The 13,278-nt window shown below is 43.4% G+C and carries 11 protein-coding genes and 1 pseudogene; 4 read left to right on the forward strand and 8 right to left on the reverse strand.

Translation table 11 applies throughout. The features are described from left to right. Positions 1–304 precede the first annotated feature (304 nt). A complete protein-coding gene (locus tag V7K46_RS01725; RefSeq protein ID WP_335110436.1) occupies positions 305–1,123 on the reverse strand; it encodes a class I SAM-dependent methyltransferase in 819 nt (272 codons plus the stop codon). A gap of 42 nt (positions 1,124–1,165) precedes the next feature. Between V7K46_RS01725 and V7K46_RS01730 the strand changes: the two are divergent. After that, positions 1,166–1,431 (forward strand): annotated as a pseudogene (locus V7K46_RS01730) (SAM-dependent methyltransferase); the annotation flags it as partial. Between the two features lie 367 nt (positions 1,432–1,798). Here the strand turns inward: V7K46_RS01730 and V7K46_RS01735 are convergent. Next, on the reverse strand, positions 1,799–2,200 hold the full coding sequence (locus tag V7K46_RS01735; protein WP_335110438.1) for a fasciclin domain-containing protein: 402 nt from the start codon (positions 2,198–2,200) through the stop codon (positions 1,799–1,801). Between the two features lie 327 nt (positions 2,201–2,527). Between V7K46_RS01735 and V7K46_RS01740 the strand changes: the two genes are divergently transcribed. Then, entirely contained in the window at positions 2,528–3,295 is a 768-nt protein-coding gene (locus tag V7K46_RS01740; protein WP_335110440.1) for a class I SAM-dependent methyltransferase, read from the forward strand. A gap of 76 nt (positions 3,296–3,371) precedes the next feature. Beyond that, positions 3,372–4,061, forward strand: coding sequence for a Uma2 family endonuclease (locus tag V7K46_RS01745; RefSeq protein WP_335110442.1), 690 nt, complete (start codon positions 3,372–3,374; stop codon positions 4,059–4,061). Positions 4,062–4,084: 23 nt separating this feature from the next. Here the strand turns inward: V7K46_RS01745 and V7K46_RS01750 are convergent, their stop codons facing one another. Together V7K46_RS01750 and V7K46_RS01755 are read right to left on the reverse strand one after the other, a co-directional pair. Further along, the gene (locus V7K46_RS01750) at positions 4,085–4,360 is read right to left on the reverse strand and encodes a hypothetical protein (RefSeq protein ID WP_335110444.1); all 276 of its coding nucleotides are present in this window, start codon (positions 4,358–4,360) and stop codon (positions 4,085–4,087) included. A 43-nt stretch (positions 4,361–4,403) separates the two neighbouring features. After that, complete coding sequence (locus tag V7K46_RS01755) at positions 4,404–4,871, reverse strand: VOC family protein (RefSeq protein WP_335110446.1); 468 nt, start codon at positions 4,869–4,871, stop codon at positions 4,404–4,406. Between the two features lie 77 nt (positions 4,872–4,948). Between V7K46_RS01755 and V7K46_RS01760 the strand changes: the two genes are divergently transcribed. After that, positions 4,949–5,431 carry a DUF4385 domain-containing protein gene (locus V7K46_RS01760; protein WP_335110448.1) on the forward strand — a complete coding sequence of 161 codons (483 nt, stop codon included), beginning with the start codon at positions 4,949–4,951 and terminating at the stop codon, positions 5,429–5,431. Positions 5,432–5,742: 311 nt separating this feature from the next. Here V7K46_RS01760 and V7K46_RS01765 read toward each other — a convergent pair whose 3' ends face one another. The 4 genes from V7K46_RS01765 to V7K46_RS01780 all read right to left on the reverse strand — a co-directional run bounded on the left by V7K46_RS01765 (position 5,743) and on the right by V7K46_RS01780 (position 13,087). Next, positions 5,743–11,133: a tetratricopeptide repeat protein gene (locus V7K46_RS01765; protein ID WP_335110450.1), complete on the reverse strand. Its 5,391-nt coding sequence runs from the start codon at positions 11,131–11,133 to the stop codon at positions 5,743–5,745. 57 nt (positions 11,134–11,190) lie between these two features. Next, a complete protein-coding gene (locus V7K46_RS01770) occupies positions 11,191–12,210 on the reverse strand; it encodes an aldo/keto reductase (protein WP_335110452.1) in 1,020 nt (339 codons plus the stop codon). 261 nt (positions 12,211–12,471) lie between these two features. Next, a complete protein-coding gene (gene petJ, locus V7K46_RS01775) occupies positions 12,472–12,807 on the reverse strand; it encodes a cytochrome c6 PetJ (protein WP_335110454.1) in 336 nt (111 codons plus the stop codon). Between the two features lie 55 nt (positions 12,808–12,862). Continuing rightward, positions 12,863–13,087: a hypothetical protein gene (locus V7K46_RS01780; protein WP_273766817.1), complete on the reverse strand. Its 225-nt coding sequence runs from the start codon at positions 13,085–13,087 to the stop codon at positions 12,863–12,865. Positions 13,088–13,278 lie beyond the last annotated feature (191 nt).

Below are 13,278 nucleotides of genomic sequence, written 5' to 3' on the forward strand. Positions count from 1 at the left end.
AATGGGGCTGCTTCAAGTAAATCCTAAAAATATTTACTTCTACATCAGTCTAGGAGGTTAAACTGTCAGACAATTTGGGATTTTAGATTTTGGATAATGGAATTGACCTCACGGATAAATCCGCAAGTCTCAATACAGTTCAGTTAAGCATTTCTTTCTTCTCTCGGTGTTCTCTGCGCCTCTGTGGTTCGATAAAAAAATTGACTTTGACAAAAGATTTTAGCCTTAACCCAAGCGTATTGCACTTGCTTTATACTATCAAGTAATCATTGGTCAGGTTAGGACTAAAGCTTTGCTTATAAACTTATTTTCGAGCGCGAACAAAGAACTTTGTAGTGTCTTCCCAAAGACCTTGATCAGTTGCTAGTTTTTCAATTTCTGCTTTGTACTCAACTTGCAACTGATTTAATTGTTCTTGTGATAATTTTGACAACAAAGGATTACCTTTAAAATTTATATTAATTGCTATCTCAGATAATCTGCTATCCCTAAGAGGGCGATAACGTCCTGATGGTTCAATCTTAATTTCGATATCTCTAAAACCCGCCTGATTGAGCAAATTCCGACATTTTTCTGGAGTCCCCAGTGGTTCAAGGATATGTGGTAATGATTCGCCCAAAACTCTAGCGCAGATCCTCTGCTGAAGAGATGCCATATAAGCAGTTTCGGGAGGACAGGTAAATGCCACATACCCTCCTGTTTTCAAGTAACCGTACCACTTTTGCAAAGTAGTAACGATATCAGGAAAAAGTACAATTGCTTCACAGCAAAAGACAACATCAAAACTGTTATCACTAAAATTGAAGTATTCTGCATCTGCCTCAATCAACTCGATGTTTTGCAATCTTGCTGCTGCAATCTTAAGTCTTGCTTGATGCAACATTCCAGGGGTCATGTCAATCCCAATCACATAACCCTCTGAACCAACTTTTTCAGCTGCGGGTATCGCAACTAAACCTGTTCCAGTGGCCACATCAAGGATTTTCTGCCCCGAATTTAGCGGTACAAATTCAAGTAGAAGCCTGGCTTCTAGAGGATGGCGAGTACCTTCCTCATAGTCATAAGTCGTTCTACTACCATAAAATTCTTTTAGTTGCTGCTTATAGCTATCCAGATCAGTCATAACCAAATGTCAAATTTTCTCCACTTTATAGTAACTCTTGTTATGATATTGAGTTGCTCACTGCTAAAGCCAACCTGACAGTACAAGCTGCGTCTTCATCTACCACAGTTTACGAACAACGGATTATCCATAATCCAGATGGGATCGGCAAATATTACATGGGGCGAGAAATTGCCAGAGTTATGGGATACACAGGTGCTGGCTGGCTAGAACGTCCAAGGCCAGAGGGAGAGGAACAGCCAAGTAAGATAGTCAATGTCCTCAATCTAAAACCTAATGATCTAGTGGTGGAGATTAGCGCTAGTACAAGTGTCCACCTAAGTTTATCTTAGACCGTTAGTAGCCGAATGCGTTGAGCAATAGTGGTACAGTCGTCAGCTTGAACCATTTGTAATTTGAAAAGAAAGTTACAGATTTAATATTGTTAACCCAGATAAAATCTGAGTATTGGCACTCTTGCCTGGCGTCCCTTGATTACAAATTACGTAGATACGCGAAGGGTGACTGACCGCAGGTATTACAAATTACGAATTACTATGATATTAGAACTGCTGCACTTATTAAGCTACAGCAGCCCTCAGCTTTCTCTACTTTCACCACTCGCAGGCATTGAGTTGATCTGCCACGAACACTGTAAACTACTGTTTGACAAAGCTATACAAATAAGCAACGTGCTTATTGAGGTATCAGCACTGTGTCAATAACGTGAATGATACCGTTGTCCGCCTCGACATCTGGTGTAACAACTGTAGCGTCGTTCACCTTGACACCGTTGGAGGCATCAATTTTGACATCTGAACCTGCTACTGTGGTTGCTGAATTCAGTTTTACCACTTCAGCTGCCGTTACTTTGCCAGAGACGACATGATACTCTAGTATCTTTCTGAGTTGAAGGATATCTTCTAGTAGTGATTCAACAGTCCCTGATGGTAGCTTGGAAAAAGCTTCATCGGTTGGAGCAAAAACTGTAAATGGCCCTGGGCCCTTTAGCGCTGTATCAAGACCAGCAACTGTGATAGCCGTTACGAGCGTGTTGAAAGTTCCCGCATTGATTGCGGTATCTACGATATCAGGCATGAATATAGCCTCAATTTAGTAAAGAGCTTTAATAACAGACAGAACACATTTATAAGTTTATGGTGAAATAGCCCTTTAAACCAACTTTTGAAGCTGCAAGAATCGCAACTAAACCCTTTCTGGTTCCAACATCAAGGACTTTCTGTCCACTTTGAAGTGGGACAGTTTCAAGTAAAATATTGGCTTCTAGCGGATGGCGCGTACCTTCTTCAGTATCATAAGTAGTTCTAGAATTATAAAATTCTATTACCTATTAGCTTATAAGTATTTATAGCTCTTGGAATTGGCAATCTATGGGAGTATAGCTATATTCAATCAGATTAAGATATGAATTATAAGCAAAAGTTAAATTTTATAATAATTCTCTTAATAATACTGGAGTGCTTACTGCTTGCTCCAACTATTACAGCACTTGCAGCTGCTCCATCTGCCACTGTTTATCAACAAAAACAAATCCATAATCTAAATGGTATTGGTAAATACTACATGGGGCGAGAAATTGCTCAAGTTATGGGACACACAGGCGCTGGTTGGCTAGAACGTCCCAGCCGAGAGGCAGAGGAACAGCCAAGTAAGGTAGTCAACGTCCTCAATCTAAAACCTAATGATGTAGTGGCAGATATTGGTGCTGGTACAGGTTACTTGAGCTTTCGCATCGCGCCGCTATTAACAGCAGGTAAAGTGTTGGCTGTAGATGTTCAGCCAGAAATGTTGGAAATCATTGAGTTGTTCAAAAAAGAGAAAAACATCACCAATGTTGAGCCTGTTTTGGCAACCCTTACTGACCCAAACCTACCACCTAAAAGTGTCGATTTGGCTCTGATGGTGGATGCTTACCATGAACTTGAGTATCCCCAAGAAGTGATGCAAGGGATTGTGAAAGCACTGAAACCTGGTGGTAGGGTGGTTTTGGTTGAGTACCGGGGTGAAAATCCCTTTATTCTGATTAAAGGTTTGCACAAGATGACTCAAAAGCAAGTGCGTAAAGAAATGCAAGCTGTTGGTTTGGTTTGGCGGGAAACCAAAAACTTGTTACCTCAACAGCATTTAATGGTATTTGAGAAACCTGATTCTAGCGATTTATTGACAAGATGAGGCTTAGGCAGTGGATCACAAGAAAAATATGCACCAAGCCATAATAAAGTAAAACTCCTTGCCAGAACAGAAAATCATGGTTAACCTATCACTCAAGCAGCGAATTCCTCCTTTAGAGAATGGCGATCGCCTCACTCGCTACGAATTTGAACGCCGTTATCAAGCAATGCCCCGTCATCAAAAGGCAGAATTAATTGAAGGAGTTGTATACTTGGCATCCCCATTACGCTTTGAAAGTCATGCTGAACCACATGGCCATACAATCACTTGGTTGGGAGTTTATGAAGCATCAACTCCTGGTGTGAGATTGGGAATTGAGCCAACAGTCCGCTTAGATCGAGACAATGAACCGCAACCATATGGAGTGCTATTAATAACACCAACAGCTAAAGGACAATCTCGTTTCAGCGATGATGATTACATAGAAGGTGCGCCAGAACTCGTAATAGAGATAGCAGCTAGCAGTGTTGCTATTGATTTACATGACAAGAAAAAAGTCTATGGTCGGAATGGGGTAAAAGAATATATTGTTTGGCAAATATTTGAAAATAGATTAGATTGGTTTCGCCTGCACCAAGGAGAATATGTGTCTTTAGAAGTGGATACAGATGGAATTATCAAAAGTCAAGTATTTCCTGGTTTGTGGTTGTCAATGTCAGATTTACTTGCTGGCAATATGCAGCAAGTATTGACTGTATTGCAGTTGGGATTAAATTCGCAAGAACATCAAATATTTGTGCAGCAGTTGTCTGGAGAAGGAAGATAGTCACAGCGATTTTTGACATCAGTCTATTTTTTGGGAATGAGACTGGCGCTTTTGGTTACACTATCCCAAACAATCCAGCTAAGAGAATTATCTAAATCATCGGCGCTATTTGAAACCTTAAAATACAGCTTTTCTGCGCCTTTAGTTTCAATGGCAAAGTCAGCATTTTGAGCATAAACGATTTTAAAACCTTTGTCTCGCAAACAATACATCGCCCAAGCTTTCAATGATTGCTTGTATGGTTCGTGTGGAATTGGTGGTTTTGTGATCGTCTCTTCAATTAGTTTAAATATTTGCATAAGTTTCCCGCTCATAGTAGATACTTTTGCGATCGCCTCTAAGTTAACTAGCTTCTGGATCGCAACGAATTTCAATCATAAAGCCATCCGGATCGTAAAAATACACACCTCTACCGGTAGGACGAGTGACTGGGCCATGAGCGATCGCTATTTTATTTTCTCTGATCACTGTCACCGCTTGCTCAAATAACTGCGGATCGATGTCAAAGGCTAGATGGTACGCTCTGGTGAATGTCTTTTCTGGGTTTGGATTTGGTGGTGATAACTCTGGTTCCCCAAATAAATCCAGTATCGTCCCATCTGGGGTAATGAAGTTGGCTACTTTCCCAGATGCGACAAGTTCCACCAGGGTTGCGGGTACTTCGTCGCCTGTCAGTTCGTGCAAACCCAGGATTGTGCCATAAAAGTAGCGGGAAGCTTGCATATCTTGGACGTTGAGGGCAATGTGATGCACTTTACGCAGATTGCCCGGAGCAAGGACACTGTTCACGGATTGGGTGCTAGATAGCATAATAAAACAAAATTTACCTACAGAGATAGAAGCTCGACTTTTTTATTAAAGTTTATTATTCATAATAAACACTTCGCATGGCTTTTGATTATTCTTTAGACTTTAAAAATCTCGATTTTCGCCAACATCCCGAACTCTATCGTGTTGGCAAGGGTGAGCAGGGTGTACTTTTGGTTGAACCATACAAATCAGAAATTCTTCCTTACTGGCGGTTTAAAACTCCTGATATTGCTAGAGAGTCGAGTGAAAAAATCTACGAGCTTTTTCTTGATTATTTAGAGAAAGATGATTTTGTCGGCGCGGATATGGCAAGGAAGTTTATCCAAATGGGCTATACTCGCTCCCGCCGTTATGCTAATCATAAAAGCGGCAGGAAATATAAACAAAATTCGGAAACTTCAGGTGATAAAAAAGAGATTCTTCCCTATGAAGTAGACCCAGTTAAAGCGGAATCAGCAGCAATATTTAAAGCCAAGTGGGTAGAAGCAAAGATAAACGAGAAATATCAAGAGCTTTTAGCCAAACATAAACAACTGTATGAGAGCATCTCACCTTTGTAAATAAATATACCTAAAAATTATAAATTGCGGCTATACAAACTTTCGTCCGCCTGCGCGGACTCAGGAATTTGAAACCCACGGAGGTGGGTTTTGTCTGTATAGCCGCGATATTCCATTCGCCAGGGCGAGTATTTGAGCTTCATTAATTAGGCTTTGAACTCCATTAATGAGGCTTTGAACTCCATTAATGAGGCTTTGAACTCCTTTAATGAGTCTTTGATACTCGCTAACGTGGTATTGTCGCTAATTAATTTAAGATTAACGCGATCGCACTCCCTAATTTCCTTGTCCCCCTTGTCTCCCTTGTCTCCTCATCTACCCACAACCTGACTACGCTCAAACACCCACCCATCACCGACTATCTCCTCTAGGCGTTGATTGAGTCGAGGGAGGAAATAATCTGGCTCGTTGAGCCGTTGCTGAGTAAACCAATTATCAAACGCTTCCTCTGTTTCAATTCCCTGGGCACTCGCTGCACCTGATATCATCTCCCTACTATGCTCTTGGAGTTCCTCTAACTGCGGATGACCTTCACCTCGGTCATTGCAAAAGAACATTGCCGTTGCTCCTAACACAGCTTCTAGTTCATCACCTTGAAGCACTGCATTATATAAAGCATGGATTAACTTAATGGTACTTGCTAAGGGGGCTTGAATTTTCAGCGTCAGCCAGACTGCTTGAGCTAGGTAAACTAAACCGTTGCTTTCATCTGCTACGCCTAAGTTACTCAGAACTGTTACCAAATCAACATAAGCACGAACTTGTGCAAATGCCAAAGCCGCTTGCAGATTTAGCTCTAACTGCCTAGCTTTATCTCCAGTTTCACTAGCCCAATAAGCCATACTTGCTAGGGTAGTGGCTTTACCACCGACATCGCCAATCTGCTCCTTTATTTCCAAGGATTGCTCCCAGAGTGCGATCGCTTTTGGGATGTCCCCTTGTTGGGCGAATATCAGTGCCATGTTGTTGAGGGTAGTGGCTTTACCTTTGACATCGCCAATCTGCTCAGATATTTCCAAGGATTGCTCCCAGAGTGCGATCGCTTTTGGGATGTCCCCTTGGTCGGCGATTACCTGTGCCATGTTGTTGAGGGTAGTGGCTTTAAGTTGGACATCGCCAATCTGCTCAGATATTTCCAAGGATTGCTCGTAGAGTGCGATCGCTCTAGCTATGTCTCCTTGTTGGGCGAATATTAGTGCCATGTTGTTGAGGGTAGTGGCTTTAAGTTGGACATTGCCAATCTGCTCAGATATTTCCAAGGATTGCTCGTAGAGTGCGATCGCTTTTTTGATGTCCCCTTGTTGGGCGAATATCAGTGCCATGTTGTTGAGGATAGTGGCTTTTCCTTGGACATTGCCAATCTGCTCAGATATTTCCAAGGATTGCTCGTAGAGTGCGATCGCTTTTTTGATGTCCCCTTGTTGGGCGAATACCAGTGCCATGTAGTTGAGGGTAGTGGCTTTAAGTTGGACATCGCCAATCTGCTCAGATATTTCTAAGTTTTGCTCCCAGAGTGTGATCGCTTTTGGGATGTCCCCTTGTTGGGCGATTACCTGTGCCATGTAGTTGAGGGTAGCGGCTTTACCTTTGACATCGCCAATCTGCTCAGTTATTTCCAAGGATTGCTCCCAGAGTGCGATCGCTCTTGTGATGTCTCCTTGTTGGGCGATTATCTGTGCCATGTTGCTGAGGGTAGTGGCTTTAAGTTGGACATCGCCAATCTGCTCAGATATTTCTAAGTTTTGCTCCCAGAGTGCGATCGCTTTTGGGATGTCTCCTTGTTGGGCGAATATCAGTGCCATGTTGCTGAGGTTAGTGGCTTTAAGTTGGACATCGCCAATCTGCTCAGATATTTCCAAGGATTGCTCGTAGAGTGCGATCGCTTTTTTGATGTCCCCTTGTTGGGCGAATACCAGTGCCATGTAGTTGAGGGTAGTGGCTTTAAGTTGGACATCGCCAATCTGCTCAGATATTTCTAAGTTTTGCTCCCAGAGTGTGATCGCTTTTGGGATGTCCCCTTGTTGGGCGATTACCTGTGCCATGTAGTTGAGGGTAGCGGCTTTACCTTTGACATCGCCAATCTGCTCAGTTATTTCCAAGGATTGCTCCCAGAGTGCGATCGCTCTTGTGATGTCTCCTTGTTGGGCGATTATCTGTGCCATGTTGCTGAGGGTAGTGGCTTTAAGTTGGACATCGCCAATCTGCTCAGATATTTCTAAGTTTTGCTCCCAGAGTGCGATCGCTTTTGCGATGTCTCCTTGTTGGGCGATTATCTGTGCCATGTTGCTCAGGGTAGTGGCTTTACCTTTGACATCGCCAATCTGCTCAGATATTTCCAAGGATTGCTCCCAGAGTGGGATCGCTTTTGGGATGTCCCCTTGTTGGGCGAATATCAGTGCCATGTTGTTGAGGGTAGTGGCTTTACCTTTGACATCGCCAATCTGCTCAGATATTTCTAAGTTTTGCTCCCAGAGTGCAATCGCTCTTGCGATGTCTCCTTGTTGGGCGAATATCAGTGCCATGTTGCTCAGGGTAGTGGCTTTACCTTGGACATAGCCAATCTGCTCAGATATTTCCAAGGATTGCTCGTAGAGTGCGATCGCTTTTGGGATGTCCCCTTGTTGGGCGATTACCTGTGCCATGTTGTTGAGGGTAGTGGCTTTAAGTTGGACATAGCCAATCTGCTCAAATATTTCTAAGTTTTGCTCCCAGAGTGCGATCGCTCTTGTGATGTCCCCTTGTTGGGCGATTATCTGTGCCATGTAGTTGAGGGTAGTGGCTTTAAGTTGGACATCGCCAATCTGCTCTGATATTTCCAAGGATTGCTCGTAAAGTGCGATCGCTTTTGTGATGTCCCCTTGTTGGGCGATTATCTGTGCCATGTTGTTGAGGGTAGTGGCTTTAAGTTTGACATCGCCAATCTGCTCAGATATTTCCAAGGATTGCTCCCAGAGTGCGATCGCTTTTGGGATGTCCCCTTGGTCGGCGAATATCAGTGCCATGTTGTTGAGGGTAGTGGCTTTACCTTTGAGATCGCCAATCTGCTCTGATATTTTCAAGGATTGCTTGTAGAGTGGGATCGCTTTTGGGATGTCCCCTTGTTGGGCGAATACCAGTGCCATGTTGTTGAGGGTAGTGGCTTTTTCTTGCAATTCCTCTTCAGGGCAAAGGTCTAAAACTTGCTGATAATGGGTAACAGCCTCTTCCACAAAACCCAAAACCTCTTCGGCACGGGCAATGGTTCTCAAGATGCGGTAGTCTTGATAAACTGCCAAGATTTGCTCACATAACTCTAAAACTTCTACAAACCGTGAATTATTGATCCAAGAGCTTGCAATCCTATTTCCAACGCTGACAGCAATCTCCTGCTCTTTTGCCAGCAGTCCCAAACGTACAATTTCCAGTGCTTCTGCTTCCGTGAGGTTGTCATTCTCCTCACACCAAACTTTATGGATTTCCCTCACCGCTTGCTGTCGCGTTGCTTGCCACTCTTCCTCACTCAACACTGGTTTTAACAACGGTTCTAAAATTGTCGTCACTCGATAATTAGCTGGCTGGTTGGGGTGAGTGGTGGCAGACTCGACTAGGCTAAGGCTGGTTAACTTGCCCAAAACTGCCAATTCTCCGGTGGTAGAAATTGCCTTCACAATATCCTCCATCACTGGCAGATGAAACACACTCAACTGTGCGAGAAACTTTTGTTCTTCCGGTTCCAAAGCATCCAGCAGAGTTTGTGCCAAAATATCTTCGCGGAATTTCTGCTCAGTCTCCTCCAGACGATTCAATAATTCATCCGCCGCTAATCCCGGCTGCTGAATCACCTGCAATAGCCACTTCAGCAACCGGGGATTACCATCAGCAATGTGAATAATTCGCTGAGTTCTTAACTGTTGCCTAACTTCTTTATCTAAAGGAAAGCAAATTTTATCAATATCACTGCTGCTCATCTGTTCCAGACGTTCCAGGTGCAGGCGATGGGGTGGTAGAGTGTCTTCTTTCAAATAGCGACAGGTGACAATCAGCCGACTTTCTGCCCCGTTCTCCTCCAATGCCGCACAAATCGCCCCTAAAATTTCATAAGCCTCTGCCGTCATCCGCAGCGAACCATCTTCAATATTAGCTGTGGGGATATTCTGCTCAAAATCATCCAGCACCAGCAGCAAAGGTTGGTTGTGTTCCTTTTCAATTGCCTCAAAAAAGTTTTGCAACCGCCCTTTAAGAGACACCTTTGGTCCATTCAAAAGTGCGGGCACATCTGCAAACCGCTCAAACTTATTAGAAAGCTTATTCAGCAAACCCCACTCATCCAGAGGGCCAATCAACACGACTCGCGCAAAATTGTCACGCTGCGTCTGCACCCGCGTACATAACCGCGCCGCCAGGGTACTTTTACCCAGTCCGCCCATCCCGGCAATAAACACGCCAATTTGGTCACTGGTTTCCCGCAATGCCCTGAGACACCGTTGCAAAGGTCGTCTGCGTCCGACAAACTCTAACCGACTGGCAACTTTAACTTGATTATTCTCATCGAGAAATTCTTGCTCTGGCGCTGTCAACTTCAGCTTTTCACGATTTTTGCTTCCTCTCAGCGCTGTCACTAGTTGGTTAATGGGACGCGTATCCCGATACATCCGCAACAGATGCCAGTCGGTGCATTCTTTGTCAATCATTTCCTGCTGCGCCGCTTTGACTGCTTCTTCAACAGTTGCCCCCGTCGCCAAAGCTTGATAAAGTGCCCGTGCCGCTACAATACCCGTGCGGTCATACACCGGACGCGCCCAGCCTAAAACTATACCTGCCCCCGCCTTCACCAATGCCTGCGCCATCGAGGGTACTGTCCCCTTGTTAGGAACCTGTCCCGTATGACAACCAGAGAGAAAAGTTACCCGCGGCCAGCGTCCGCGAAAGGCTTTAGCTAAATCATTGACGGTAGTCAGTTGCATATTCCCCACCTCATCTTCAGTGATGAAGCAGGGGGTATTGTCTGCCAGCGTTGCACCTGTTGGCAGCAAATAGCCGTAACCTTTTTGGGTATAAATAATCCCGTGTCCCGTGAGGTGAAAGACATCAAAATAGTCTTCTGGGTAGGATTTCACCAAGTTCGCTAACTCTGCAACCGAGCCACTTTCCTCGACAATCAACGCCAAAGGCTGATCCTTAGTTGCTTGCAAAATGTTCGCTTCTTCCTGCTCAAACCCTAGTGGTGGAACTCTGGGATCTTCAGGAGAAGTCGCCATGAACAGCAACCGCAATGGACGATCTTGCACGCCAATCACTGGGGTTTGACGCTGCTGCACAGAACGCACTGGTAAAACGGAAAAATTCTGACGTTCTATCAAAAACCCTGCACCATCATGTAGTAATTCCCAAGGCAAATGTGCCAATCCCAACGCTACCCGTTCTGTTTCCGGGTTCAAGCCCTTTGCTTCGCTGGTTTTAACCAAATCTAGAAGAATCGTTTGCTCATCCGCCTCATCCAGTGCCCTTCTCAGCCATCCTTCTTTACCATCCAGCCATTGATAAAGTTGCCGTCCCAACTGGGTAAGATAGGGTAGATAATCTCTTTGTTGAGCATAGTAATTTTGCTCACACAAATCAATCAGCGCTGCCAACTCCGTTTTATCCAGGCGACGTGAGCCATAATCACAGCGCAATTCAAAAGTTTGCTGTTGACTGAGGGCGAAGGTGAAGTTTAAGGGCATGGCTGACAGCAGTAGTTTCCACAGTAACCTTCACCGTATATCACCTTTTTCCCGAAATTATCGCCGATATTCGTCGCCGCAATCGCCGATTAGCTGGTACAAATCGCGTGATTGGCGAGATACTGCATTGATGCGATCGCGATCGTCTGCATCTAAACTAAAACTAAATACTTTGGCGTTATCTTCTATATGTTCAGATACACCAAGTCTGGCACCAACTATCACACCTCCCACAGTTGGCTGATCTAAAATGTAACGCACTGCCACGTTGGAGATACTTACCCCATGCTTATTAGCAATTTCCTTTAAGATAGCCAGCAACTCTTGAAATAATTGCCAACCACCCCAAGCATCGATCATATTTTTATATTTTTTCAAACTAGCAGTGGACAAATCAAATCCTCGCGGTTCTGGTTTACCCAAATAGTTTTCTGATAATAAACCGCCGCACAGTGTACCGTAAGTAAAAAGCTTTATGTCATGCTGTTGACAAAACTCCACCATATTAACTTCAGGACGGCGGTCTACAAGGGAAAATTGCACTTGGTTAGAAACAATTTTGATACCGGCTTCGGTAATAATCTTCAAGTTTTCTGTGTCAAAATTAGTTAAACCTAAATGCTTAATTTTACCCTCAGTCTGAAGTTCTGCCATATATTTGAGGGCATCCAGGTAATTTTTATCCTGATATTCCCACCAGTGGAATTGCATCAAATCTAACGATTGCACATTCATCCTTCTCAGGGAAATATCAATATTTTCCTCAACCAGTTTTTTCGTCATTTTGCCTGGACGAGGCACCCATTTTGTAAAGGCTTGTACCTTGGATAAAGCATCTTTACCACGAGTATCAATTAGTTCACAACGAAACTCACCAATAAAGTCTTCTGCGGGCCCATAATGGTCTGCTAAATCCCAAGTGGTAAAGCCTGCATCTAAATATTTGAACATAGTCTCAATAGCGGTTTGGGGATTTATCTGTCCGTGTCCGCCGGAGACTTGCCACATACCATTTAATATGCGGCAGATGTTAAAATCGGGAGTGAATTGGAGACGGCTAGCTGCGGGTAAGTTCATTTTCAAGTCAGGAGTGAGGAGTAGAGACGCGATTAATCGCGTCTGAGGAGTAGAGACGCGATTAATCGCGTCTGTACAGGAGTTAAAAGTGAGAAAAGTTAATAATTAGTGAGTTGACAAGCAGGTTTTTACAGCCTTTTTAACTTTTCTACTTTATTATGAATGATTTAAGACTGCTAAAGTTAATAACTACTAAAGTCTTAACTCCTAACTCCTGTAGAGACGCGATTAATCGCGTCTCTACTCCTAACTCCTAATTTTTTAACGCCAGTCTTTTTCAGCTTGTTCGAGAACGTAAGCAGCAACGTCTTGAATTTGCTGTTCAGTAAGACGCTCTTTATAGGCTGACATATTATTTTTACCATTGGTTACTATAGATGTAACTGCCTCTATTGAATCCATACCATACTTTTTCAGCGCTTGCTTTTTGAGATTTTTACCTCGCCTAACTATGTTACCGCCGTTGATATGACAACCAGCACAATGAACACTAAATATTTGTTCACCGTTAACTGTATCTGCTGCACTAGCAGGCAAAGTAAAAGTACTGATTAATAACCAAAACGTTACTAATACTAATGTGAGTAATTTTTTCAATTAACTTCTCCCGATTTTGACATACTGGTTGTGGGTATAAGTATCAGAACCAATACTATAGGGATTCAAAGTCAGTTGTAAATCCAGCAAAATTTGCACAATCTTCTTGAAAGGCTTCTGCATCACTAACATCCTCAATTTTATAAGACATGATGCGCGTACCATCTGGCATTTTTTTGGAACCAATTAATTCACCTTGATACTTCTGGGCGATCGCTTTAAATTCAGTCCCATAAAGCTTCCAAGCATCCCCTGAACAAGTAATGTTTACTCGCCACATATTTCACTCCCAATTATTACCAACAAATATTCATCATCTCACAAATGGTCAACATGCTACACATCACCTCCTTAGGGCAGTTATTTTCTATCTAAAGGAAGTGCCTAGCTATATCAGCCTACGCCATAATATGGGTGTGGGAACATGCCTAGAAAATTTTATCCAAATTAGTTAAATCCCAAGAGTTGAAA

The organism is Nostoc sp. (assembly GCF_036917395.1).
In the GTDB taxonomy this organism is placed as follows: Bacteria; Cyanobacteriota; Cyanobacteriia; order Cyanobacteriales; family Nostocaceae; genus Nostoc.